Origin of the sequence: Actinophytocola sp. (assembly GCF_035634895.1) — a bacterium.
Taxonomy (GTDB): domain Bacteria; phylum Actinomycetota; class Actinomycetes; order Mycobacteriales; family Pseudonocardiaceae; genus Actinophytocola.
In genome coordinates, this window is record NZ_DASQCC010000230.1 from 35,340 (window position 1) to 59,821 (window position 24,482).

20 protein-coding genes are annotated in these 24,482 nt (G+C 71.6%); 3 read left to right on the top strand and 17 right to left on the bottom strand.

The genetic code is table 11. The annotated features are described in order from the left end of the window. Nucleotides 1-291: 291 nt before the first annotated feature. A complete protein-coding gene (locus VET29_RS35760; protein ID WP_324929179.1) occupies nucleotides 292-1,398 on the top strand; it encodes a carbohydrate-binding protein in 1,107 nt (368 codons plus the stop codon). 109 nt (nucleotides 1,399-1,507) lie between these two features. On the opposite strand, the gene VET29_RS35765 is transcribed toward VET29_RS35760, so the two are convergent. From VET29_RS35765 to VET29_RS35800, 8 genes are all read right to left on the bottom strand, one after another. Continuing rightward, nucleotides 1,508-4,036 carry a LuxR C-terminal-related transcriptional regulator gene (locus VET29_RS35765; RefSeq protein ID WP_324929181.1) on the bottom strand — a complete coding sequence of 843 codons (2,529 nt, stop codon included), beginning with the start codon at nucleotides 4,034-4,036 and terminating at the stop codon, nucleotides 1,508-1,510. 179 nt (nucleotides 4,037-4,215) lie between these two features. Next, the gene (locus tag VET29_RS35770; RefSeq protein ID WP_324929183.1) at nucleotides 4,216-4,647 is read right to left on the bottom strand and encodes a hypothetical protein; all 432 of its coding nucleotides are present in this window, start codon (nucleotides 4,645-4,647) and stop codon (nucleotides 4,216-4,218) included. 16 nt (nucleotides 4,648-4,663) lie between these two features. Continuing rightward, on the bottom strand, nucleotides 4,664-5,365 hold the full coding sequence (locus tag VET29_RS35775) for a sigma-70 family RNA polymerase sigma factor (RefSeq protein ID WP_324929185.1): 702 nt from the start codon (nucleotides 5,363-5,365) through the stop codon (nucleotides 4,664-4,666). Next, a complete protein-coding gene (locus VET29_RS35780; protein WP_324929187.1) occupies nucleotides 5,362-6,039 on the bottom strand; it encodes a GAF and ANTAR domain-containing protein in 678 nt (225 codons plus the stop codon). The genes VET29_RS35775 and VET29_RS35780 overlap by 4 nt, the downstream gene beginning before the upstream one ends. Nucleotides 6,040-6,214: 175 nt before the next feature. Then, entirely contained in the window at nucleotides 6,215-7,480 is a 1,266-nt protein-coding gene (locus VET29_RS35785) for a nucleotide sugar dehydrogenase (RefSeq protein ID WP_324929189.1), read from the bottom strand. Further along, nucleotides 7,477-8,436 (bottom strand): NAD-dependent epimerase/dehydratase family protein, encoded by a 960-nt coding sequence (locus tag VET29_RS35790; protein WP_324929191.1) that lies wholly within the window; start codon nucleotides 8,434-8,436, stop codon nucleotides 7,477-7,479. Before VET29_RS35790 ends, VET29_RS35785 begins: the two co-directional genes overlap by 4 nt. A 175-nt stretch (nucleotides 8,437-8,611) precedes the next feature. After that, nucleotides 8,612-9,250, bottom strand: coding sequence for a hypothetical protein (locus VET29_RS35795; RefSeq protein WP_324929193.1), 639 nt, complete (start codon nucleotides 9,248-9,250; stop codon nucleotides 8,612-8,614). Nucleotides 9,251-9,430: 180 nt separating this feature from the next. Beyond that, a complete protein-coding gene (locus VET29_RS35800) occupies nucleotides 9,431-9,664 on the bottom strand; it encodes a hypothetical protein (RefSeq protein ID WP_324929195.1) in 234 nt (77 codons plus the stop codon). Nucleotides 9,665-10,178: 514 nt separating this feature from the next. Here VET29_RS35800 and VET29_RS35805 point away from each other — a divergent pair. Together VET29_RS35805 and VET29_RS35810 are read left to right on the top strand one after the other, a co-directional pair. Beyond that, on the top strand, nucleotides 10,179-12,770 hold the full coding sequence (locus VET29_RS35805; protein WP_324929197.1) for a LuxR C-terminal-related transcriptional regulator: 2,592 nt from the start codon (nucleotides 10,179-10,181) through the stop codon (nucleotides 12,768-12,770). 165 nt (nucleotides 12,771-12,935) lie between these two features. Further along, nucleotides 12,936-13,244: a hypothetical protein gene (locus VET29_RS35810; protein WP_324929199.1), complete on the top strand. Its 309-nt coding sequence runs from the start codon at nucleotides 12,936-12,938 to the stop codon at nucleotides 13,242-13,244. Between the two features lie 229 nt (nucleotides 13,245-13,473). Here the strand turns inward: VET29_RS35810 and VET29_RS35815 are convergent, their stop codons facing one another. From VET29_RS35815 to VET29_RS35855, 9 genes are all read right to left on the bottom strand, one after another. After that, nucleotides 13,474-13,851, bottom strand: coding sequence for a response regulator (locus tag VET29_RS35815; protein ID WP_324929201.1), 378 nt, complete (start codon nucleotides 13,849-13,851; stop codon nucleotides 13,474-13,476). A 271-nt stretch (nucleotides 13,852-14,122) separates the two neighbouring features. Beyond that, a complete protein-coding gene (locus tag VET29_RS35820; protein WP_324929203.1) occupies nucleotides 14,123-14,734 on the bottom strand; it encodes a NeuD/PglB/VioB family sugar acetyltransferase in 612 nt (203 codons plus the stop codon). Beyond that, nucleotides 14,724-15,350, bottom strand: coding sequence for a sugar transferase (locus VET29_RS35825; protein WP_324929205.1), 627 nt, complete (start codon nucleotides 15,348-15,350; stop codon nucleotides 14,724-14,726). Before VET29_RS35825 ends, VET29_RS35820 begins: the two co-directional genes overlap by 11 nt. Next, the gene (locus tag VET29_RS35830) at nucleotides 15,347-16,549 is read right to left on the bottom strand and encodes a DegT/DnrJ/EryC1/StrS aminotransferase family protein (RefSeq protein WP_324929207.1); all 1,203 of its coding nucleotides are present in this window, start codon (nucleotides 16,547-16,549) and stop codon (nucleotides 15,347-15,349) included. Before VET29_RS35830 ends, VET29_RS35825 begins: the two co-directional genes overlap by 4 nt. Next, nucleotides 16,546-17,808 (bottom strand): lipopolysaccharide biosynthesis protein, encoded by a 1,263-nt coding sequence (locus tag VET29_RS35835; protein WP_324929209.1) that lies wholly within the window; start codon nucleotides 17,806-17,808, stop codon nucleotides 16,546-16,548. The genes VET29_RS35830 and VET29_RS35835 overlap by 4 nt, the downstream gene beginning before the upstream one ends. After that, on the bottom strand, nucleotides 17,775-20,117 hold the full coding sequence (locus VET29_RS35840; protein WP_324929211.1) for a glycosyltransferase: 2,343 nt from the start codon (nucleotides 20,115-20,117) through the stop codon (nucleotides 17,775-17,777). The genes VET29_RS35835 and VET29_RS35840 overlap by 34 nt, the downstream gene beginning before the upstream one ends. Then, complete coding sequence (locus VET29_RS35845; protein ID WP_324929213.1) at nucleotides 20,114-21,382, bottom strand: nucleotide sugar dehydrogenase; 1,269 nt, start codon at nucleotides 21,380-21,382, stop codon at nucleotides 20,114-20,116. The genes VET29_RS35840 and VET29_RS35845 overlap by 4 nt, the downstream gene beginning before the upstream one ends. Further along, nucleotides 21,379-22,335: an NAD-dependent epimerase/dehydratase family protein gene (locus tag VET29_RS35850; protein WP_324929215.1), complete on the bottom strand. Its 957-nt coding sequence runs from the start codon at nucleotides 22,333-22,335 to the stop codon at nucleotides 21,379-21,381. The genes VET29_RS35845 and VET29_RS35850 overlap by 4 nt, the downstream gene beginning before the upstream one ends. Further along, nucleotides 22,332-24,161 carry a nucleoside-diphosphate sugar epimerase/dehydratase gene (locus VET29_RS35855; RefSeq protein WP_324929217.1) on the bottom strand — a complete coding sequence of 610 codons (1,830 nt, stop codon included), beginning with the start codon at nucleotides 24,159-24,161 and terminating at the stop codon, nucleotides 22,332-22,334. Before VET29_RS35855 ends, VET29_RS35850 begins: the two co-directional genes overlap by 4 nt. Between the last annotated feature and the right edge of the window lie 321 nt (nucleotides 24,162-24,482).

Sequence of the window (24,482 nt, forward strand, 5' to 3'; positions counted from 1 at the left end):
AACTATCGCGGTCCCAATCTCACCCAGATCGCGGTTTTACATCCAGGGAAACAACTGCGAAACAACGTGCATATATCGCTCACTCGGTTAGCGATTCACGACCCGGTACGGGGATTGCGCGCAAACACCGCGGCCGGCAAGCATGGGATGCGTTTCACAAATCCATGAACAGCGGGAAAAACTCGTAGCGCGGGACGCATGATGGTCCGCCAGCACGGTTTCGCCGGCGGAGACATTTGCAGACTATCGGCTTTACGAGTTTGTCAGCAGTAAAGAATCGAGGCTGGAGAAATGACGGCATTCAGCTGTGTCCGCAGGCGGCTTCGAATACTCGCCGCGACGTTAGTGTTCACCCTGTTCGCAGCGATCCTCACGACGACCAACTCGGCGACCGCCGAAACGACGGCGCCGGGAGCGGCTCCGCCCCCCGGCAGGCTGGAGGCGTTCGTCACCGGCAGCGACAGCGCGCTGTGGCACATCTGGCAGACCAGACCCAACAACGGCTGGTCCGGCTGGGCGTCCCTGGGCGGCCGGATCGACCTGCTCGCGGTCGGTCGCAACGAGGACGGCCGCCTGGAGGCGTTCGCGCGCGGCACGGACGGCGCCCTCTGGCACATCTGGCAGACCAGGCCCAACGGCGGCTGGTCGAACTGGGCGTCGCTGGGCGGCCGGATCGACCGCCTCGACGTCGGCAGCAACCAGGACGGCCGGCTGGAGGTCTTCGCGCGCGGCACGGACGGCGCCCTCTGGCACATCTGGCAGACCAGGCCCAACGGCGGCTGGTCGAACTGGGCGTCGCTGGGCGGCTGGGTCGACCTGATCGACGTCGGCAGCAACCAGGACGGCCGGCTGGAGGTCTTCGCCCGCGGCAGGGACCGTGCCCTGTGGCACATCTGGCAGACCAGGCCCAACAACGGCTGGTCGAACTGGGCATCCCTCGGCGGCTGGATCGACCGCGTCGCGGTCGGCAGCAACCAGGACGGCCGCCTGGAGGTGTTCGCCCGCGGCAGCAACCAGGCCCTCTGGCACATCTGGCAGACCAGGCCCAACAACGGCTGGTCGAACTGGGCATCGCTGGGCGGCTGGATCGACCTGGTCGACGTCGGCAGCAACCAGGACGGCCGGCTCGAGGTGTTCGCCCGCGGCAGCAACCAGGCGCTGTGGCACATCTGGCAGACCAGGCCCAACAACGGCTGGTCGGGCTGGGCGTCGCTGGGCGGCTGGATCGACCGGCTGAACGTCAACCGGAACGCGGACGGCCGGCTGGAGGTCTTCGCCCGCGGCAGCAACCAGGCCCTCTGGCACATCTGGCAGACCAGGCCCAACAACGGCTGGTCCGGCTGGGCATCCCTCGGTGGCTGGATCAACCTGCTGGCCTCCGGTCAGAACGCACTCTGACCGCCCCGTAGGGACGTCGCGGGGAGTGTCGCCTTCGGACCTCCCCGCGACGCCGCGTGTACCGGGAAGCGGTCCCGTCGCGGGACGCCGGCCCGGCCGGTCGGATCAGTCAGATCAGCCCGTACTGCCGTCCCGCCGCGACGGCGGCGCGGCGGGACCTGACGTCGAGCTTGCGGTAGAGGTGGCGTAGGTGGGTCTTCACCGTGTTCGGCGACACGGACAGCTGGACCGCGATCTCCTCGACGGTGGCGAGGGTGGGCAGCTCGCGGAGGAGCTCCACCTCCCGCTCCGTCAGTTCCAGCGTGCCGCCCGGCGGCTGGGCGACGAGCGTGAGCAGCTCCTCGAGAAAGCCGTCCAACCGTCCCGACCTGCCCACCTGGGCCAGGATCAGCCGCCGCAGCTCCACGCCGCCGTTGCGGAACGGCCGGACCGTCCGGCCCGGTTCCGCGATCTCCGCGGCGGCACGCAGCTGTGTCGCGGCCTGCTCCTGGTCACCGGCCCGTGCCGCGAGCACGGCACTGAGCAACCACGCCTCGATGATCGTCGTGGCGAAGTAGGACCGCACGGCCTGGTTGGTGATCTGCTCCAGCAGCGGCTGGGCGACGCGAACCTGGTCGTGCTGGAGACGGTCGTGCACCCGCAACAACAGGCTCTCCCCCACGGTGCCGAGCGACGCGACGGCCACGCGGAAGATCTCCGCCGCCCAGCCGAGGCGACCGACACGCAACGCCAGGTCGTGTTCCAGCAGTGCCTCGTGCGCCACCACCACCGGCGGCAGGCCGTTGCCGTGGCTCAACCGCTTGCGGTGGCCACGCAGCCGGTCCAGTGCGGCGGCCACGTCGCCACCCGTGTCGACGTCGACCGCCGCCGCCAGCGCCATCGTCCACAGTTCCGCGGCCGGGTAGCCGGCCTTCGGGAAGGCGGCCAACGCGCGCGACACGCACCGCCTCGCCTCCACGTGGTCCACGAGGTGGTAGGCCACCCAACCCGCGAGGCAGTACCCGAACGCACGGCCGTGCACGTCCGGCAGCTTCTCGGCCTGTTCGATCGCGTCCCTGGCGAGCCGCTGGGCGGTCGGCAGGTCGCCGCGGAAGAACGCCACCCCGCCGAGATAGCTCCAGCAGTGCACGAGCGCGACGCGGTGCCGGCTCTTGACGGCAATGCTCTCCGCCTGCCGGAGGTAACGCTCCGCGTCGGGCAGACCGAGCCAGAAGGACGCCGTGCCGCTGTTGAGCAACGTCAGCGAAGGCAGCGCCCAACCGGACATGGCGGCGATCCGCGCCCGGAGCCGGTTCAGCTCGTACACCGACGCCGGGCTGAACCCCTGCAGGAACGTCCGCGCGACGGTCTCCAGATCACGCACGGCCTGCGTTCCGCCCGCGACCGCGTCGGCGAGTCCGGGCAGCTGTCTCCTACCCGCGACGCAGTCGCCGCCCACCAGCTCCGCGAGGACGCCGACAAGCCTGACCTCGGGAGTGCCAGCCGGTTCGGCGGGCAGCGCCTCGATGAGCTCCCGCACGATCGCGAGCTCACCCCGCAGCACCAGTTCCGGTCCGTACCTGACGACCATGCGGGTGATGAGCCCGAGGTTCCTGCTGCGGACGGCGTGCCAGGCCGCCGCGGCGAGGTCGTTGTCGCCCTCGGCCGACCACCGGGCGGTGATCCGGTGGAGCCTGTGGAGCTTCTGCGGTACCTGGCGCATCACGTTCAGCAGGTGTGCGCGCACAAACGGATGCTGGCGGTAGCTCAGTCCTTCGGCGCGGATCACCAGCAGGTCGCTGCGTGCCAGTTCGGCGAGCAGTTCGGGAGCGTTGGCGTTGTCCGTCAGCCTGCCCGCCAGGTCGGCGTCGAACCGCTCCGCCACGCTGGTGCAGCGCAGCAGCTGCCGCTGCTCGGCGGTCAGCACGTCGAGCACCTCGTTCTCGAGGTAGTCACCAACCGTGCGGAGCGCGCCCGGGACGTTCGCCAGCACCGTGTCGGGGTCACGGACGTCGCTGATCGCCGTCGCCGCCATCCGCACCGCCACCGGCCATCCTTCGGTCAGGCGGAACAGCGTGTCCATCTGGTCCCTGGTGGCCGTCACGCCGAGCGCGAGGGCGAGCTGCGCGGTCTCGTCCTTGGTGAGGGCGAGGTCGGCCGCCCCGATCTCCCGGAGCAGACCGCTGACCCGCAGGCGGTGCAGGCCGAGTACCCGCTCGGCGCGGGTGCACAGGACCAGCCGCAGACCGCGAGGCTGCCAGGTGACCAACTGCTCTAGCGCGCCGAGCGTCTCCGGTCTGCGAAGGTGGTCGAGGTTGTCGAGCACCAGCCAGACCGGCTGGCCGTCGCCCGCCAGGTCCTCGACCGTGGTCACGCGGCCGCCGTGCCGCGGGCCGGCCGCGGGATCACTCCCCGCGACGCGGCGAACCGCCGCGTCCATCTCCCGCCGAAGCACCGCGGGGTCGTCGTCGGCGGGCTCGAGACTGAGCCAGGCCACGGTCGGCCACACCTCTGCCGCCCGCCGTCGCCGCGCCCATTCCGCGACCGTGGTCGTCTTGCCGAAACCGGCAGGCGCGGACACCACGGTCACGAGTATCTCGTCGTCCGGCAACGTCGGCAGCCGTTCGATGGCACGGCTGGATATCGGCTCGTCAATCACGGCGAGGTGGCGAAGGGGCTGATTTCGACATGTTGAACTGGGAGTTTACCGACACATTCGCCGGGAGGACGGGATCTGGCGACGGCTCACACGTTTCGGGTGAGTACACGCTCGCCGGCCATGGCTCGTGCGGGGTCACCGTCCCCGGGTGGAGGCAGTACCCCGGAGACGGTGACGTCTCATGCCGGACGCCAGTGCTCGGCACCGGCTCGCAACCGTGGGGACTCCGGTGACGGCATCCGCACCGGCCAGGTCGGTTGGGGCCATGCCAAGGGTTCCCCCACATTACCGCCGTCCGGGTCGACGTGGCGCAGCGCGTGCCGCGGCGCACCGTCGAGGCCGAGGAGCAGCTCCCGCGCCAGCTCGTTGACCAGCCGGACCAACCGCGGCGACGAGCGGACCACGATCAGCTCGTGCAGTACGTCGATCTTGGCGATGAGCCACCGGTAGGTCTGCGCGAGATGGCTGGGTACCGCGGGTGGATAACGCCGGAGCATCCTCGACAGGTACGCCAGTTGGTTCGCCATCGCGTCACCGTTGCCGGTCATGGCCAGTTCCGCCAGGGCCGCGCGGATGGCGTCAACCACGGAGGGGGCGCGATGTTCGAGCACTGTCCAACCTTTTCCTTCAGGACTCCACCAGCAGCGCGAGCCGTCTGCGAAGCCGGTCGACGGCCTGGCCACGCAGCTGGGAGATACGGGAGGGGGTGACCCCGAGGTCGACCGCGATACGCGCCATGGGCCGCTCGCACACGAAGTACTCGACCACGACGGTCCGCATGGATCGGGGCAGTGCGTTGATCCCGTCCCACAGCTTGTCGGCGAACTCGCGCCGCAGCACGTGTTCCTCCGGGCCGGGTTCGCTGTCGGGCAGCAGGTTCGCCACCGTGTCCAGGCCGATGTCCTGCAGGTGGACCGGGTTGCCGCAGCGCGCGATCTGGACCGCGGTGGCCATCTGCTTCGGCGAGAGGCCGACGAACAACCCGAGCTCGATCATGGTCGGGGGGCGGCCCAGCGCGGCGACCAGCTCCGTGTGGCCGGTACGCATGAGGTTGAGGCGCCGGCGAGCGGTCCGGCTGGGCCCCTCCACGGCTCGCACCTCGTTCATCAGGGCACCGCGTATCCGGGCCGAGGCGTACTGGTCGAACGGCTCACGCCCCGTCGGGTCGAACGCGCGGGCCGCGCACACGAGGGCGAGAAGACCGGTGGACACCAGCTCGTCCCATTCCACGGACTGCGAGCTGGCGTCCGGCAGTTCCTGAACGTGTTGGTGCACCAGAGGAATGTGCTCGCTTATCAGCTCGGCCGTCGCCGAGGCAGGCGCGGTCATCCACTCCGCTCCCTCGGCCCGGTCTGGAACGGCATGGCGATCTCGGCGACCATCGGCGAGTTCTCGATGATCGCCTTGGCGACGTGGTCGAGCCGGATCCGGTCGTGCCGGGCGAACCGGCGCATCATCTCGAACGCGCTACCCAGGGCGAGCCCGTGCCGCTCGGCGAGGATGCCCTTCGCCTGCTCGATCATGATCCGCGAGCGCAGCGCCGTCTGCAGCTGGCGAGCGAGCCGTTCGGCACCGAGGAGGGCGCGATGCTCCACCAGCACGTTAGCGGCCAGCGCGGCGATCGCCCGCGGGATGACGAGGTCGTCCGCGAACCGCTCGGGCCGACGGCCGAAGAGGACGAGCGCACCGAGCGTCTCGACGCCCTGTCGCAGCGGAATTATCCGCATGGCAGGGAAACCCGCGTCGTTCGCGGCCAGCCGGAGGTCGTTGTCCGACACGTCGAGTGGCAGCTGGGCGGCCTCGCTGGTCGCGGCGACCCTGACCGGCTTGCCGTCCTCACCGACGAGCATGACCGCGGCCGCCTCGGCGGAGGACAACGCGACCGAACGGCGCGCGAGCCTGTCCATGTACCGCGCCTCACCGACCGGGCCGCGATCCATGTTCGACAGATCGCTGACGGCGGCGACGATTTCGTCCTCCCGGCGCGCGATGTTCGTTGTCACTCTTGGTCATCCCTCCTCTGGTCCCACTATCACGGCAGGCAGCGAAGTGTTCAGGCCGAAATGACTCCAATCGCCTGCTGCGGGTGAGGTACCGAGCAGTGGTGACGGTGTCCGTCCGGTGAGCCAGCACCGATGCCGCCGGCAACGGATGGGTGCCTGGCCGCGCCGGTGCCCGTCACAGGTACTCCACCCGAGGTCCGCAGACTCGGTGTCGGGTGTCCAGCAACAACCTGGCATGCCGCTCGACCAGATCGTAGTCGAGGTCGTCGTGATCGGTCAGGAGCACGACCGCGTCCGCCTCCCGCAGCACGGACTCCGCGAGCTCGACGAGCTTGACCGACGGTGGGCAGCGGTGCGGCTCGACGTGGGCGTCGACCGCCCACGTCACCGCGCCGTGCCCGTTGAGCAGCTCCACGACGCGCATCGCGGCGGACTCCCGGACATCACCGGTGTCCGCGGCGCACGACAACCCGAGGAGCAGGACCACACTGTCCCCCAACGATTTCCGGTTCCTGTTCAGCGCGGTCGCCAACCGGTGCACCACGTAGTCCGGCATGTGGTCGTTGATGTCGTTCGCCAGCGTGACCAGACGGCTGTCGCGGTTGGGGTCGCGGCCCAGGCGGGCGGACAGGTACCGGGCGCCAACCGGCAGGCACTCCCCGCCAGGACCGGGGCCGGGCGTGAACCGGCAGAAGCTGAACGGCTTCGTCGCGGCGGCCTCGACCGCCTGCCAGACGTCCACCCCCAGCTCCCGGGCGAACATCGCCATCTCGTTGATCAGCGCGATGTTCACGTGCCGGAAGGCGTCCTCGATCAGCTTGGCCAGCTCGGCCTCCCTGGTCCCGGCGACCGGCACGGTGGTCTCGACGAGCCGGTCGTACAGTGCCCGCACGGCGGACAGCGACGACTCGTCCGTGCCGGAGACCACCTTGGGTGTGTTCTCGAACCGCCAGTGCCGGTTGCCCGGTTCGGCGCGTGCCGGGCTGTACCCCACCGAGAAGTCGCGACCGGCGACGAGGCCGCTGCCCACCTCGAGCAGCGGCGCGACCAGCTCCTCCGTGGTGCCGGGATAGGTGGTCGACTCCAGCACCACGGTCGCACCGGGACGCAGGTGCAGCGCGAGGCCGCACACCGCCTCCGTCACGTGGGACAGGTCCGTCAGCCCGCCGGTGAACGGCGTCGGCACCGTGATGATCGCGTGGTCGAACCGGTCGGCGTCGACGTAGTGCCCGGTGGGCAGGTAGCGGCCACTCGAGAGCGCACGCCGCAACCGGTCCGCACACACCTCCTCCACATGGGACTGCCCGTCCTGCAGCGCCCAGATGCGGGCCGCGTCGGTGTCCAGGCCCACCACCGAGAAGCCGGCGTCGACCGCGCTCATCGCGATCGGCAGGCCGACGTGGCCCTGCCCGACGACGACCAGCCGCTCGGGCGCGGTCACAGCCGCGCTTCCGTCGGAATGCCGAACTCCTCCGCGTGGTTCGACAACCATGCGAGCGTCCTGGACAGCCCGGTCCGCAGCGGGACCGGGCGTGCGGCGGGAAACAGTTCGCGCAACCCCTCCGGGCAGGCCCGCGAATGCCGGATGTCACCCGGGCGCGGCGCGACGCGCCGGACGTCGAGGTCCCGGCCGACCAGCTCGCCCACCAGGCGTGCGAGCGCGTTGACGGTCGTTCCGGTACCGAACGCGAGGTCGACGGGGTACGGGCTGACCCGCCGGGACCCGACCGCGTCGACGAGCACGTCGACGACCGAGTCGACGAACGTGAAGTCCCGAGACTGTTCCCCGTCGCCATGCACGACGAGCGCCTCGCCCCGCAGCGCGGCGACCGCGAAGGCCGGCACGACCGCGGCGTTGGGGGCGTCCGGGACCTGCCGCGGGCCGAAGACGTTGAACAGGCGGAACGAGATCGTGTCGAGCCCGAAGGAGGAGGCGTAGGCGCTCGCGTAGGACTCGGCGGCGAGCTTGCTCACGCCGTGCGGGCTGGCGGGACGGCACGCGCCGCTCTCGGCCCGGGTGTCGCCGCTGTCGCCGATGTCGCCGTACACCGAGCCGGACGAGGCGAGCACGACGTGGGCGCCGGCCTCCCTGGCCACCTCGAGCACGACGAGTGCGCCCGTGGCGTTCACGTTGTGGCTGACGAACGGGTCCTCGACCGAGCACGGAACGGGCGGCACCGCGGCGAGGTGGACGATCGCGCCGACGCCCCTGGCCGCGGCCCGGACGTCGTGGCGGTCGAGCACCGAGCCGAACATCAGGTCGACGTCGACCCCCGAGAGGTTGTCGACCCGGCCCGTGCTCAGGTCGTCGAGAACGACCACGTAGTGGTCACGGACGAGTGCGCGGCACAGGTTGGTGCCGATGAACCCCGCGCCGCCGGTGACCAGGACCTTCACTCGGCACCACCGGTCACGAGGATCCGCGTCCTTCCCGTCGCGGGTTGGCTCGGCGCGGGGTGAATCGCTGTCATCGCTGGCGCTCTCCTCGAGTACTGCGCGCGTTGCGCGCGCGGTCGACGTGGCGTTCTCGCCTGCGTCGTGGTCCAGGAGGCGGCGCGAAGGTGGCGTGTGGTCAGCGGCCGGTCTGCCGGCCGACCACCAGAGACTCTCGGGATCGGGTGACACGCGTGCCGGCGAGCAGGTCGACCAGGTCCTCGACGGCCCTGCCGACGACGTCGATGGTCTGCCGGTACATGGGCGCCGGCCGCCCGGTGGGCTCCGGGATGTCGTGTGCGCCGGAGAGGCTGAACGGCCCGGTGCCACGCCTGCGCCTGGCCACCAGCACCGCCGTCCGGGCCCGCTGCACCAGGTTCACCGGCAGTGGGGCGGCGATGGGCGGCGCCAGCAGATGGGTGAACTCGAGCAGGCAGAACGTCTTCCCGAGCGCCTGTGGGTACATCTCGATCGCTACGGCGCGGTGGCTCTGCTCCGCGGTCAACACCAGGTCCGCGTCGGCGACGACGCCGCGCTCCAGTGCCGTGGCCCGAAACGCGGACACGGCGTTCTCCAGCTGGTATTGGCCCAGCAGATGGCGCGTGCGGATGTCTATGAGCGTGCCCGGCACGGCGATGGTGCCCGCGCTGGCCACCGTGAAGCTCGCCGCGCCGGGACCGAGACGGTCGATGAGGCCTCTTCTCGTGAGAATCTCGGCCAGTGGCGACCGGCAGATGTTGTCGGAGCAGACGAACAGGATCCGGAAACGGGAACTCATCTGACTCACCGGATCTTCCGCACCGCACGAGGAAAACCACACAGTGACATAAGTACTACCTCCGGCCAGGACCTCGACGTCCACATCCACAACTGGCTGGGACCGGGCCGGAATGCTGACAGACTACACAATCCGCCAGTGAATGATCATCGAACCTCTCCTGATCACCGGAATGGGGGGTTAACCATGCTCGGGCACCACGTTGTGTAGCTCACAAGCGTCGAGCTGTTCACCCACGGCGGGACTGTCGTCCGCCGACTGGCTGCCGCGCGTCCGGGTGACCAATCTCTGCGCGAGCACCGTGTTGATCCGCCGAGTGGCCCGCTGCAGCGCACATCCCGCCAACAACACCAACGGGCACAGGACGAGCACGCCGAACGCACCCACCCAGACGTACTCGAAGACCAACGCCATGACTCATCCCTTCGTATCACCGGTCGCGTCGTCGCCGAACACGGGCGCGCACCGGTTGCGCGGTGAACCTGGCGGTGGGGACCGGGCCAGGCCGCGGCGGAGACGAAGGAGCTCGCGGGCAGGAAGGCACTCCTTCCGGGGTGCCGTGCGAACTCGGGTCACGACGACCGGCGACCGGTGTCTGGGTGATGACCACCGCCGGCGTCACAGGTGGATCGGGCGGGACATGCCCACCGGATCACCACTTGGCTCCACGCGGTGATTGTCCCGGAGCGGTCGGCTCGTCCGCTTCATCCACTGTGGGTGATCCGGCTTTCGGCGGGAAGCGCCGACCACGGTATGACCAAGACGATCGACGTCTGCCGCGTATACCCAGTGTGGTTCCATCAAAATTACGCTCGCCTAATCGAAGTCACCTGTTCGGGTAGAAGTTCGGATCCCACCTAGCTAAGTCGACGACCAATTCTGTATGCATTCACCAACGCGTCGCGCGATGCGTTTAAGGGGTACGTCTGTGGGATGCCCAACCTTGTGGAGCCCGAAGCTCGTCGTCCCGGTGGCGTCGCGCGATCTCATCGCCACACGCGGGGGCATCGCGGCACTCACGAAGCTCCGCGACCGAGCAGCGGCCGCGGCCGTCTTCCGCGCGCCGGCGGGCTACGGGAAGACGACACTGGTCGCGAACTGGATGCGGTGCCGGCCGGCTCATGGCGAACCGGTGGCGTGGGTGAGCATCGACCGCGCCGACGACGACGGCGACGTGCTGAGCGACCACATCCTCGCCGCGGTGGCGGATGCCCTGGGCGGTGAGGAGACCGCGGCCGAGCAGGGCCCGGCCGCCCGCCGGCTGACCGAGAAGATCGCCGAGCTGACGGCGGACCGCCCGAGACGGACGTGGCTGGTGCTGGACTCCGTGGAACGGCTGCGTTCGGCGGAGTCGCTTCGCGTGCTGGAGGAGCTGCTGGCCCGGATACCCGAGCGCCTTCGGGTGGTCGTCTGCACACGTCCGACCGAGCTGGCCGACCGGCTGGCCGACCGGCTCGCCGACCTGTCGCACATCCGTGTCGAGGCTGACGACCTCACCCTGACCGCGGCCGAGACGACGCCGTTCCTCCGAAGACACGGACTGTGCCTCGACGCGGGGCAGACGGCCAGGCTGATGAATCTCACCGAGGGCTGGCCCGCTGGCATCCGCCTCGCGGCGATCATTCTCTCGAACTCGTCGGGTACCGTCGCGGAGCTGGGGAACCGGCTCGGCGTCGACCGCGCGGTCACCGACTACGTGACCATCGAGGTGCTCGACGACCTCACGGCGAAACAGCTCCACCTCCTGCTGTGCACCTGCGTCCCGGACGAGTTCGACGCGGGACTCGCCACCGCGCTCAGCGGTCTGAAGGACGCACCGGCGCTGCTCGCCGACCTCGCGCGAACCGGCTTCCTGATCCGGCACGACGGCGGCCACACCTATCGCCAGCATCGCTTCGTCCGGGCGCACCTGCTGGCGTGGCAACGCTGGCGGTTCCCCAAGCTGCTGGAGCAACGGCACGAACGCGCGGCCCGCTGGTTCATCGGCAAGGGTCAGCTCGTCTCGGCGGCCGAACACGCCAGGGCGAGCGGCGACACCGACCTGTCCGCCGGCATCCTCGCCCTGTACGGACCGGAACTGTTGCTCCGCGGCAAGATGAGCCTGATCCGCGACGTCGCGGGCCGCCTGCCACCGGAGTCGCTCGCACGACCGGAGATCGGGCTCATCGTGGCACTGGCGGAGATCATGACCGGCGACCGCACCGGCGCGGAGCTGCGGCTCGCCGGGCTCGCGGAGGCGTTGTCCCACAACAAGAACTCCCGCACGGCGGCCCTGGAGACGATCGTCAGGACCCACTGGACACGTAAGATCGACCGTGTCGTGGCCGAGAAGAACGCCCTCGACGCGCTGGTGCCGGCGGCCGGCGGCCAGTGGCTGCCCACGCTCGCGCTGCTGAACCGGGGCACCATCTCCTTCTGGCTCGGCGACTACGCGGCCGCCCGGGATGATCTCGAACGGACGCTCGCCACCGCGACCAAGCAGGACTACGACTACGCCGTGCTGCACAGCCTCAGCTATCTCGGCGGGATCGCGTCGGCCGAGGGAGACTTCCCACAGATGCGGGAGACCGCCGAACGGGCAATCGAGTTCGCCAAGGACAGGTCGCTCCGGTCCGCGTGCTGTTTCGCCTACGCCTGCGAGGTCTGGGCCGCGTACCAGTCCATGGACTGGGAGCGCGCGCTGCCCGCGATGGACCTGGCCCTGGCCGCCGTGGACCAGACGGGTGACCGGATCGTCGAGACGATCGTGTTGTCCCTCAAGGAGTTCATCGAGTACGAACGGGGCACGGACCCGTACGCCGCCATGGTGCGCCTGCGTGCCCACTGGAACGGACTCGTGACCGCCGACCCGGTCCAACCGTCGCTCATCGCCTACGAGGCCGCCATCGAACAGCGCATGGCCCTGCGGCTCGGGCGTGCGGACTGGGCGGCGGAGACTCCGCGGCGAGCGGCGGCCTGGCTGGGCCAGTCCGGCGACGTACTGCTCATGCAGGCGCGCATGCACGTGCATCACGGCCAGGTCGGCGCGGCGCGCGCGCTACTCGACCGTGTGAACCGCAAGACCGTCCGGTCCGTGGTGGTCACCACGCTCATCGACGCCCACCTGCTGTCCGCGACCCTCGCGCTGCGGGCCGACGACCACGCCCGGGCGGAGCGGGAGTTCACCGCGGCCGTGGAGATCGCCGAACCCCGGCGGGCACTGCGTTCCTTCGTCGACGGAGGCGACGAGATCCGCGAGCTGGCGGTCGCACAGGCGGGCCGGATGGGCAGGTTGAACGACTTCGTCGCCAGTCTGCGCGACGCGTTCTCCGCCAGTGACAAGGACATCGTCGCTCTGACCCCACGAGAGGTCGAGCTGCTGCGCGAACTTCCCTCGCTCGCGACCGTCGAGGAGATCGCCGCTTCGCGCTACGTGTCGGTCAACACTGTGAAGACACATTTGCGACACATCTACCACAAGCTCGGTGTGCGGTCGCGCCGCGAGGCCGTCGCGACCGCCCGCGGGCGCGGGCTCCTCTGATCGTCGACCGTCACCGGTTCAGGGCGAGCACTCACCCGCCCAGGATGAAGACACTGGTTCGCCCCCTCACGAAAGATCCCTGGGGTGCCCTGCTGCGAGTTGTCGGGGACGCGCACTGCGCGCGATGAATTCGGGAAAGGAACCATAAGGGTGGAGATCGCACAGTTGGCAGTCAACTGGGAGGACGCCTACCGGACCTACGAGGACGCGAGTGCCGCGAACATCGCGGACACGTCCCGGGCGGTCGCGATGGCATGGCGCGCGTTGGGCGCTGACACCACGCTTCCGTGGTGGCTCACGGCCGCGGTGCTGTCGGCGGCCGAGGCCTTCGAGCATCAGGCCGATACGTGGTCGGAACGCCAGTGTCGTCACGATGAACAGCTCGGCACCGGAGCGCGGTCGCGGGTGGACGGCGACTGCCAGTGCTCGCGTCTGTTCCTGCTCCTCGACCCACCGGTCGCCGACATCGCCTGACCGGCCGGCTGACCGGCTGAGTGCCTGACCGATCCCCGAGTCCCCACCGGATACTCCAGGCCCATCGCGGGAAAGCTCCGGCGCACACGCGCCAGGACTGTGCACGTGGCCCCGGAACGGCGCGTACAAGGCCGTTCCGGCAACCAGGAGATTCCGGACTCAACCCGTCGCGCGCGCTGTTCTCCGTCCCGCTCAGGGCGCCGCTGGGCGGCTGTACCGAGGAAGGAACTCAGGTCCACCAACCCAGTACGGACGCGATGTCGGCGCCGATGCTCAGTGGGTCGAACGGCTTGTGCAGCACCGCGCTGGCGCCCTGCGCACGCAGCCGGTCGGTGAGGGCCGGATCGGGATCCTCTGTGAGGACGATGACCGGCACGTCCGTCTGACGGGCGCGTATGTCGGAGAGGACGGCGCGTTCGTCCGTGTCGGACATCCAGATGTCGAGCAGTACGGCGTCGTGGGTGTGCGTGTCGAGCTGCCGCACGACATCCGCACAGCCCGTCACCGTGCACACCGACCAGCCGTCGAACCCGTCCAACGAGAGGCGCAGGATCTCGAGCACGTCCGGGTCGTCGTCGACTACGAGCAGCTTCTTCCCATCTGTCATGGGATTCCTCACCTAGAGTCGGTTCTCGGTGCCGGTCGCGGGCTGGCACGGCATCGACGAACGCGCCGTGGCATCCGATGAGGACCGGCCCTCGGGTCATCCACGTCCATGGAATGGCTGGGACTGGGCCGGACAGCGACCACGCTACCAACCCGACCGGTCGATGACCGGAGAAACCAGGGAAATCACCCGGTACGTGGCACGGCACCGACCAGGAATCACCTGGGGTAGTTGAAGACCGCGCACCGCGCCGGGGCGACGACGGCCGTGCTCACCGAGACCGTGCCGGCGAACCGACGACCACCGCGCCGGGCGCCACGTCCCTGGTCACCACCGCGCCCGCGCCGACGACCGCACCGGCCCCGACAGTCCGGCCCTGGAGGATCACCGCGCCGGCGCCGACGAGCACGCCGCTGCCGAGCACGACCGAGCCGGAGACGTTCGCGCCCGGCAGCACGGTCACGCGGTCCCCGAGCACGCAGTCGTGACCGATCGTCGCGTTGTAGTGCACCTGGCAGTGCTCGCCGGTGGTCACCTCTCCCGACACCAGGACGTTGGCGTGGGCCAGGAATCCCGGGCCCGGCGTGGTCGCCGGGCTGATGACCGTGGTCGGGTGCACGAGGGTCGTGGCCGCCAGGCCCGCCCGGTCCAGGATGCCGGCGAGCCGCTCGCGGACCCGCGCCTCCGCGATCGCCACCACGTACGCCGTGCCGGGCAACGCCTCGGCGGGCGGCAGCACCATGCGTTCACGCACCTTGTCCCCCGCGCGGAAGTCGTCGAGGAAGGCGATGACGTCCCGCCCCGACGCCGTCGCGATGTCGTGTGCCTCGCGGCCGGCGCCGCCCGCGCCGACGATGTACAGGGGGGCGCCGTCAGGCGACATGTCGCGGGTGTCCTTCCTGGTCCGGGCCGAAGCCGGGGTTGACGCCGCCGTCGCCGACCACGCCGCGCGGCCGCAGCAGTATCCCTATGGTGCGCAACACGATCCGCAGGTCGAGGCGCCACCCGCGCCGCTCGATGTACCACAGGTCGAGCTCGATGCGTTCCGGCCAGCTCAGCGCGTTGCGGCCGCACACCTGCGCCCAGCCGGTGAGGCCCGGCCGCACGGCGAGGCGCCCGCGCTGGCGCGCGGAGTAGTACCGGACCTGTTCCGGCAGCGTGGGACGGGGACCGATGATGCTCATGTCGCCCTTCAGGATGTTGACCAGTTGCGGTAGCTCGTCGAGGCTCGTCCAGCGCAGCACGGCGCCGACACCGGTCCGCCGGCTCCGGTCGGGCTCGCCAGGATGGTCGGGCGAGCGCAGGGTGCGGAACTTGAGGATCACGAACTCCCGGCCGTGCCGGCCGGAGCGGCGCTGACGGAACAGCACGGGACCGCCCATGGTCACGAGGATCGCCAGCATGATCACCAGCGCCAGCGGCGACACCACCACCATGGCGAACGCGGACACGACGACGTCGCACACCCGCCGTGCGCGGCCGTCGCGGGGTGCGGTCATGCCGTCGCCTCCCGGAGCACCTTCACCACCGCGGCCGCCATGTCGTCCACGTCGGACGGTTCGAGCGTGGGGTGCACGGGCAGGGAGAAACAGGTCCTGCCGAGCTCCGCGGCGATGGGCAGGATCCTTGGCGCGTCGGGGAACCGGCGGAAGGCGCGCTCCCGGTAGACCTCCATGCACCCGCCCTGCCGGGCGGGAATCCCTTCCGCCGCGACGGCGGCCACCAGCCGGTCGCGGTCCCAACCGCGGGCGAGCCGCCGCGGGCGCACCCTGGCGTAGAAGCGGTAGTAGGCGTGTCCGGCCCCTTCCGCGGGCTCGGGGACGTGCACCGCGGGCTCGGCACGCATCGTGTCGATGAGCACGGCCGCGTTCGCGGTGCGCTGCTTGGTCCAGGCCGAGAGCTTGCGGAGCTGGTTGCGCCCGACCGCGGCCTGGATCTCCGTCATCCGCCCGTTCGTCCCGAAGTCGTGGTGGACCCAGTGAAACCCGGGTCCGGGCGGCTCGTGCACCGCGGCCCAGCTCTTGCCGTGGTCCTTGCGTTCCCAGCACCGTCGCCACAGCTCGGGGTCCGAGGTGGTCACGGCACCGCCCTCGCCCGCGGTGGAGATGATCTTGTCCTGGCAGAACGACCACGCGCCGATGTCGCCGAGCCCGCCGACCGGCCGGCCCCGGTAGCTCGCGCCGTGCGCCTGGGCGCAGTCCTCGACCAGCGGGAGGTGGTGATCGTCGGCCAGTGCCCGCAGCGGTTCGAGGTCGGCGGGGTGCCCGGCGAGGTGGACGACCACGATCGCGGCCGTGCGGCCGGTGATCGCCGGGGCCGCGGTCCGCGCGGTCATGGTCATCGTGTCCGCGTCGACGTCCACGACGACCGGGCGCGCGCCGCAGGCCACGACCGCGCTGGCGGTGGCCACGAAGGTGGCGGCCGGCACGATCACCTCGTCGCCGGGGCCGGTCCCGACCGCGTGGAGCGCCAGCTCCAGGGCGACCGTGCCGTTGGCGACCGCCACGGCGTACCGGGTGCCCACCGCCGCCGCGAGCTCGTCCTCGAACGCCCGGCCGTGCACACCGGTCCAGTAGTTCACCCGTCCGGAGGCCAGCACCTGGCCCGCCGCCTCGATGTCCTCCGGACCGTAGGCGGGCCAGCCGGGCAGCGGTGTCGAGCGCACCGGGCGGCCGCCGTCGATCGCGAGCCTGGTCATCGCGGCTCCCGGCCGCGGAACAGCGCGACCGCGACCGCGGACAGTCCGCAGTACAGCGCCACGCAGCTCACCGCGAGCCCCATGCTGCCGCCGAGCTTGACGCCCAGCACGTAGCAGCCGACCGACGCCACGCCGGCCGCGAGCCCGAACGCGCCGGCCACGCGCGTCCGGCCGCCGCCGACCAGACCGCGGCTGGCCACGACGTACGGCGCGAGGCAGGTCTCCGCGACCACGAGCACCAGCAGCAGCTCGCGCGCGTGCGCGAACGGCATCCCGAAGACCGGCACGACCAGCACCCAGCCCGCGGTGGCGACCACGACGCCGCCGAGCGCGGAGAACAACGCCGCCCGCGACACCCAGACGTTGAGGCGCCCGCTGCCGCCGAGTGCGACGTGCCGGACGAAGAACTGGCCGACGGCCTGCGGCACCACCCTGGACACCTCCGAGAGCGTCGCCGCGACCGAGTACACGCCGACGGCGGCGGGGCCGGCGACCGCGCCGAGCACGTAGCGGTCGGACCGCAACGCGACGGCCAGGCCGAGGGTCAGCCCCAGCGCCGGGGCGCCGCGGCCGACCAGCAGCCGGACCGCGGCGCCCTCGGGCCGGCCGGCGCCGAGCAGTCCGATCCTGCCGAGGCCGTGCAGCTGGACCAGGCAGACCACCGCCGTCCCGGCCGCCTGCGCCGCCAGCAGCCCGGCGGCGCCGGCGCCGCCGGCCACCGCGGCGACCGTCACGGTGACGAGCCCGCCCGCGGCACAGGCCGCCGACCACAGCCCGCCGGGCCGGAACAGGCCGTCGGCGTACCAGGCCTCGCTCGCCTGCGCCGCGACCACCTGCACCGCGGTGGCCGCCGCGACGGCGACCAGGAACCCCACCGACGACAGCGAAAGACCGGTCAGCGACGAGGACACCGCACACCCGCCGGCGGCGAGCCCGGCCGCGACCGCGGCGCCCCCCGCCGTGCACCAGGCGTACGAGCGCAGCACCCGCTCGCGGTCGGGCGGCCCGGCGACCGGCAGGGCCGAGCGCAGTGCCTGGCCGGTGCCCAGGCCGCCGAGCAGCGCGCACACGCTGCCGATGGTGGTGCCGAGGACCATCTCGCCCCGCCCGGCCGGGCCGAGCACGATCGTCGCCACGACGGCCGCCGCGGCGTTCGCCCCCACCTGGAGCAGTCCGGCCGAGGCGAGCAGGGAGACGTCGGCACGGCTCGGACTGGCGAGCGCGCTCACCGGCGTGTCCTCGGGAGCTCCAGCAGCCACTTGTGGAACCGCTCCTCGAGCCGCCACAGCTCGTAACGCCGGGCCGTCTCCAGGTTCCGCGCGGACTGCTCGGCCCACGCCGCGTTGTCGAGCAGCAGGCCGGACAGCGCGGCGGCCAGTGCCCGGTGGTCGTCGACGGGCACCAGGCACCGGGGGTCCAGCAGCTCCGGGATCCCGCCCACGGCGGAGCCGACGGCCGGCAGCGCGCGGGCCATCGCCTCCAGCAGGGCACGGGGCAGGCCCTCGGTCCTGGACGGCATCGCGAACACCGACGCCGAGTCGAACAGCGCGGTGAGCCGGTCCCGGTCGTGGACGGCTCCGGTCAGCACGACCCGGTCGGCAAGGCCCAGCGAGTCGACCAGCGCCGCCAGCTCGCCGTGCCACCTGCCGCCACCGACGATCACCGCGCACACCGGCAGCCCGTCGTCGGCAAGCACGCGCAGTGCCCGCAACAGCACGTCGTGGCCCTTGTACCGCTGCGCCTGGCTGCCGACGGTCAGCACCCGCGGCGAGACGGGCTGGCTCGTCCGCGGGCTCGCCACGATCGCCGACGCCGGGAGCCGGACGTTGGACACGGCCACCACCGGCACGCCTGCGGCGGGCGGGTACACCTCCTGCAGGACCCGCTCGGTGACGTACTGCACCGCCGCGGCGCCCCGCACGACCCGGCGCATCACCGTCCGGGCCGTGCCCGCGCCCGACCGTCCGGCAGCGCCGAGCACATCGGCGGCGAGCACGTCGTACGGGTCGCCGACGACCTCGGCCGCGTACCGGCGCCGCAGCACGGCCGCGGCCAGCGCGGCGAGGGTCCCCACCGCGCCGGGCACGCGCACGACCAGTACGTCGGCCCGTGCCACGGCCCGGCCCACCGCCACGACCAGCCTGGGCAGCGCCCGCACCAGACCCGCGAGGCCGGCGTAGGACGGCAGGGCCACGACCTCGACCCCGTCGGGCAGTGGGTGGGTCCCGGCGCCCAGCCGGGTGTCGGCGCGCGCGACGATCCGCAACCGGGCCCCGTCGGCGAGGTAACGCGACCAGGCGGCCGCGCCGAGCACGGCGTCGGCGGCCGCCCAGCGGCCGGTGCCGTCGCGGCCGAACCGGGCCTCGGTGCACAGCGTGATGACCGGCGTCGCCGTCGCGGACCGGGTGGGCAGGGTCGACTCCACGACGTCGGCGACCGCCCCGGCGGCCCGGTCCGCGTCGAACCGGTCGGCCACCCACTCCCTGGCCCGTGCGCCGCGGGCGGCCAGCCCGCCCGCCGGGTGCGCGGCATGCGCCTGGGCCAGCGCCGCCGCCAGCGCGTCGTGGTCGCCCGCCGGGAAGACCCAGCCGCAGCCGGGACCGACGGTCTCGGGCAGCGCGCCGGCGTCGCTGACGATGCTCGGCACACCCATCGCGCCCGCCTCTAGCGCGGCCCCGTGGTTGTCCGAGAGGGACGGTGAGACGCTCACGTCGGCGGCGGCGTAGTACGGCCGCACGTCCGAGACGGTGTCCAGCCAGATCACCCCGTGCCGCTCGGCCTCGTACAGCTCGGCGAGGTCGCGGCGGTGCCGCTCCCCCGCCTCGTCGAAACCGCCGCCGACGATCAGGAGCCTGCCGGCGGGGTGCTCGGCGGCGAACCGGCGCCACGCGGACAGCAGGTCGGCGTGGCCCTTGATGCCGCGCCCGCGGTGGACGAGGCGCTTGGGCGCGTAGACGTACGCGACCATGATCGCGAGGAAGGCGTCATGCTCGACGCCGAGCGCGGCGCGGACCTCCTGCCGGCCCAGGTCGGTGGCCGGGTGGAACCGGCCGGTGTCCACCCCGTACGGGATCGCCGGGGTACGCGCGACGGGCCGGCCGAGCGCCCGGTACCGGGCCGCGGTGTACTCGCTGCCGCCGATCGTGACCGTGTCGAGCCGCGCCAGGGCCCGCTCCGCGGCGCGGATCAGCGGCGAGTCCAGGTACAGCGGACCGGGGACCATGTGCACCCGCGGCACCCGCAGCCCCAGCGTGGCGAGCCGCGTCGCCAGCGCGGCGGCGTAGAGGTGGTAGACCAGCACGTCCGGGGCCAGTGCCCGCAACTGGCCGCGCATCCGCACGAGACCGGCCACAGTGGACGGACCGGGGCGCAGCGCGAAGTCCGTCGCACTGTCCACGACCGCCACGCCGCGCTGGCGCAGTGCCGCGCGGACCGGTCCGTCGCCGGGTGGAAGCAGGGCGACGATCTCGTGCCCACGCGCGCGAAGCGCGTCGACCTGCGGCACGACCCACGGCGCGCAGCGACTCGACTTCAGCACGAGCACCACCCGTGCCCGGCGGACGCTCACAGGTACTCCACGTGCCCGGCCACCAGCCGGTGCCGCGTGTCGAGTACCAGGTCCGCGGTCCGCTCGACCAGACCGTAGTCGAGGGCGGCGTGGTCGGTGAGCAGCACCACCGCGTCCGCCAGCCGCACCCCGTCCTCGGTGAGCTCGACGATCTTCACCCCCGGCGGGCACTGGTGCGGTTGGACATGTGGGTCGACGACGTCGACGACCGCGCCCAGCTCGAGCAGCAGCTCGACGACCCGGCGCGCCGGCGACTCGCGGACGTCGCCCGTGTTGGGCTTGTAGGCCAGGCCCAGCACGAGGACGCGGCTGCCCGCGACGCACTTCCGCCGCCGGTTGAGCAGCGCGGCGAGCCGGTGCACGACGTACTCCGGCATGTGGTCGTTGACGTCGTTGGCCAGCTCGACGAACCGGAAGCTGCGGTGCAGCTGGCGGCGGACCTGCCAGGAGAGGTAGGTCGGGTCGATCGGCAGGCAGTGCCCGCCCACTCCCGGCCCCGGCGTGAACCGCTGGTAGCCGAACGGTTTCGTGGACGCGGCGTCGATGGCGGCCCACACGTCCACGCCGAGGTCCTTCGCGAACATGGCGATCTCGTTGACCAGTGCGATGTTCACGTGCCGGTAGGTGTTCTCCAGCAGCTTGGCGAGCTCGGCCTCCTTGGGGCTCGCCACCACGACGGTGGTCTCCACCAGCCGGTCGTAGAGCGCCCGCACGGCCGACAGCGACGGCTCGTCGATGGCCGAGACGAGCTTGGGCGTGTTCGCGAAGCTCCACTCCGGGTTGCCGGGGTCGATCCGCTCCGGGCTGTACCCGACGGCGAAGTCGGGACCGGCCCGCAGGCCGCTGCCCTCCTCCAGCAACGGGACGAGCAGCTCCTCGGTCGTGCCGGGGTAGGTCGTCGACTCCAGCACGACTGTCGTGCCGGGCCGGATGTGGCACGCGAGCGCCCGACCCGCGGCCTCGATGTGGGACAGGTCCGGGCGGCATTCGGCCAGCGGGGTCGGCACGGTGATGATCGCCGCGTCGAACCCGGCCACGTCCGCGTAGCTCGCCGTCGGCCGGTAACGACCGGTCGCGAGCGCGGCGGCCAGCTCCGCGTCGGCCACGTCCGCCACATAGGACTCGCCGGCCGCGAGCGCGTCCGCCCGGCACTCGTCGAGGTCGACACCGACCACCGAGAAGCCGTTGCGCACGGCACGCATGGCGATGGGCAGCCCGACGAAACCCTGTCCGATGACCGCGATCCGCTCCGCCGACGCGCTCATGCCGGTCGTCCGGTGCCGGTGAACGCGGGTTCGCCGAGCGCGGACATCCAGTCGATCGTGCGCCGCAGCCCGACCTCCAGCGGCACCGGTTCGATCGCGGGAAACAGCGCGCGCAGCGAGTCACACCGCGCGCGTGAGTGGCGCACGTCCCCCGGTCGCGGCGGGTCGGTGACGACGGGCAGCGTCCGGCCGAGCAGCTCACCCAGCAGCGCCACGAGCTCGTTGACGGAGGTGGCGGTGCCGAACGCGAGGTTCACCGGACGCTCGCTCGTGATCCGCCGTTCCACGCTGTCGGCCAGGATCTCCACCGCGGTGTCGACGTAGGTGAAGTCCCGGCTCTGCTCGCCGTCGCCCTGCACCCGCAGCGGCTCGCCGAACAGCGCGGCGCGGATGAACTTGGGAACCACGGCCGCGTAGGCGTGGTCGGAGCGCTGCAACGGGCCGAACACGTTGAACAACCGCAGCGCGAGGCACCCCAGCCCGAAGGAGGTGCCGTACGCGAGCGCGTAGGACTCGGCGGCGAGCTTGCCGGCCGCGTACGGGCTCCCCGGCATGCAGACGAGGTCCTCCGCGCGGGGCAGGACCGGGTTGGCGCCGTAGACCGAGCTCGAGGACGCGACGACGAGATGGGCGCCGGTACGCCGGGCCGCCTCGAGCACGCACAGCGTGCCGGTGACGTTCGTGTCGTGGCTGCGGCGGGGGTTCTCCAGCGAACGGGTCACCGAGGGCACGGCGGCGAGGTGCACGATCGAGTCCGCGTCCCGGCAGGCGGCGCCGAGCGCGGCGGGGTCGAGCACCGAGCCCACCCGCAGCTCCACCTCCAGATCGTCCATGTTGGACAGCAGACTCGTGCTGAGGTCGTCGAGCACGACCACGTCGTGGCCGCGGCCGGTCAGCAACCGGCACAGGTTCGCGCCGACGAAACCAGCCCCACCCGTCACGGTGATCCTCATGTGGTCTTCCCCAGTTCCGGGGCCGGCGCCAGCCCCTGCTCGCGGGTGGCCGCCACCATGGCCGCCACCTCTCCTTCCCGCATGGCGAGCTCGGCGAGCCACGCGGGATCCATCGGTGGCACGGCGACGTGGGAGATGTCCGGGTGCAGCGGGCGGTCGCCCCACTCGCCCTCGCCGAACAGCTCCTCGTGGAGCTTCTCCCCCGGCCGCAGTCCGGTGTAGACGACCGGGGCGGTGCGGCCGGCCAGGTGCATGAGCTGGCTCGCGATGTCCGCGACGCACACGGGGGCGCCCATGTCGAGCACGAGCGCCTCGCCCGGCCTGCCGATCGCCGCGGCGTGCAGCACGAGCCGGGCGGCCTCCGGGATGGTCATGAAGTACCGCGTCGCCTCGGGATCGGTGAGGGTGAGTGGACCGCCGCGGGCGAGTTGCTCGGCGAAGGTGACCAACATCGAACCGCGGCTGCCGAGGACGTTGCCGAACCGCACCGACAGGTACCGGCCACCCGCCTGGCCGCCGGCGTGCGCGACGAGCCGCTCGCCGATGCGCTTGGACCGGCCGAGCACGCTGAGGGGGTTGGCGGCCTTGTCGGTGGAGATGTTGACGAACGTCTCGACACCGGCGGCCGTCGCGGCGTCGAGCACGTTGAGCGTGCCGAGCACGTTGGTCTGCCACGCCTCGAGGGGGAACCGCTCGAGCATCGGCACGTGCTTGAGGGCGGCGGCGTGGAACACCACGTCGGGGCGGCAGCCGGCCACCGCGGCACGCACCGCCTCGGGGTCGCGGATGTCGGCGAGTATCAGGTCCGGGGAGTCGAGCAGCGCGCTGCCGTGGGTGGACAGTCGCACCGCGTGCAGTGCGGACTCGTCGCGGTCGAGCATGAACAGCGCGGCGGTGCCGAGGCGCAGCACCTGTCTGCACAGCTCCGACCCGATCGAACCGCCCGCCCCGGTCACGAGCACCCGTCGGCCGGCCAGTGAGTCGCCGACGAGCGTCAGGTCCATGTCGACCTGACGCCGGCCGAGCAGGTCCGCCGGATCGAGCAGGGAAACCCGGTCGACCGCCATCCTCGGCTGGAACAGGTCGCTGAGCGGGGGCGCGAGTAAGACGCCGACGCCCTGCGCGACGGCCACCCGGGAGACGTCCCGGAGCAGGCCGTCGCCGGCGTCGTGCACCGCGATCATCACGGCGTCCGCGCGGGTGCCGGCGATCAGCGTGGCCAGCTCGCGACGCGTGCCGCGGACGGGGATCCCGCAGAGCCGCGTCCCGCGTTTGTCCGGGTTGTCGTCGACCATGGCGACGGGGAGGTAGCCGCTGGCGGGGTCGCTCAGCATCCCCCGCACGAGCCGTTCGCCTCTGACGCCCGCGCCGACGACCACGACCCGCCGGGCGTCGGAGTCCGGTCTACTGCGCCGCTGCCGCCGCCGGCACAGTTCCGCGCGCACCACCAGGCACAGCACCAGGGTGCTCAGCGCCGCGGTGACCGGCACCGAACGCGGCAGGAACGGGCTCACGAAGTCGACGACCAGGAACATCCCGCCGGTGGCCAGCACCACCGCGGCCAGCCGCACCGACTCCTCGATGCTGCCGACCGCGTACCGGCCCTGGTAGAGCCGGCATGCCGTGCCGAGAGTCAACTGTCCCAGCAGGACGATCGCCAGACTCTTCGCGAGCCCCGCCGCGAACAGCTGTGTGACGTCCATGTCGAACCTCAGCCACGCGGCCACCGGGACCATCGCCAGCCAGGCGGCGCTGTCGAGAGCGGCCAGGACCAGTGCTCGCCGGCGCCGGCCTCTGGCAGGAGTCGAAACGTCCTTTCGCGACACTTCGTAAGCACCTCCGTGCGAATCAAATGGCGGACAGACACATCTTGACGGGGATGGCGAACGACGCAAGCCGGTTTGCTGAACGCAATGGGATGACACCCGTCAGAGCGACACGACGTCAAGATCAACACATTCAGCCATATCGACACGACAGCAATATAAGCGGACCGGTATTCGTCCACATGCGACTCGCCGAACCGAGCCGCGCATCTGGACAGGCGTTCACCCATCGGTGCACGGCGACCCGCCGACGAGCTCGCGACTCGTTCGGGTGACATGTCGTCGCGCCGACTACGCCGCCCGCGACGCCGTTTCCTGCGG

Excerpts from the sequence above, each read along its gene's own strand:
- VET29_RS35830 (WP_324929207.1), bottom strand. The coding sequence starts at position 16,549 with ATGACCAGGCTCGCGATCGACGGCGGCCGCCCGGTGCGCTCGACACCG.
- VET29_RS35820 (WP_324929203.1), bottom strand. The coding sequence starts at position 14,734 with ATGTCGCCTGACGGCGCCCCCCTGTACATCGTCGGCGCGGGCGGCGCC.
- VET29_RS35845 (WP_324929213.1), bottom strand. The coding sequence starts at position 21,382 with ATGAGCGCGTCGGCGGAGCGGATCGCGGTCATCGGACAGGGTTTCGTC.
- VET29_RS35800 (WP_324929195.1), bottom strand. The coding sequence starts at position 9,664 with ATGGCGTTGGTCTTCGAGTACGTCTGGGTGGGTGCGTTCGGCGTGCTC.
- VET29_RS35775 (WP_324929185.1), bottom strand. The coding sequence starts at position 5,365 with ATGACCGCGCCTGCCTCGGCGACGGCCGAGCTGATAAGCGAGCACATT.
- VET29_RS35795 (WP_324929193.1), bottom strand. The coding sequence starts at position 9,250 with ATGAGTTCCCGTTTCCGGATCCTGTTCGTCTGCTCCGACAACATCTGC.
- VET29_RS35760 (WP_324929179.1), top strand. The coding sequence starts at position 292 with ATGACGGCATTCAGCTGTGTCCGCAGGCGGCTTCGAATACTCGCCGCG.
- VET29_RS35825 (WP_324929205.1), bottom strand. The coding sequence starts at position 15,350 with ATGACCGCACCCCGCGACGGCCGCGCACGGCGGGTGTGCGACGTCGTC.
- VET29_RS35850 (WP_324929215.1), bottom strand. The coding sequence starts at position 22,335 with ATGAGGATCACCGTGACGGGTGGGGCTGGTTTCGTCGGCGCGAACCTG.
- VET29_RS35815 (WP_324929201.1), bottom strand. The coding sequence starts at position 13,851 with ATGACAGATGGGAAGAAGCTGCTCGTAGTCGACGACGACCCGGACGTG.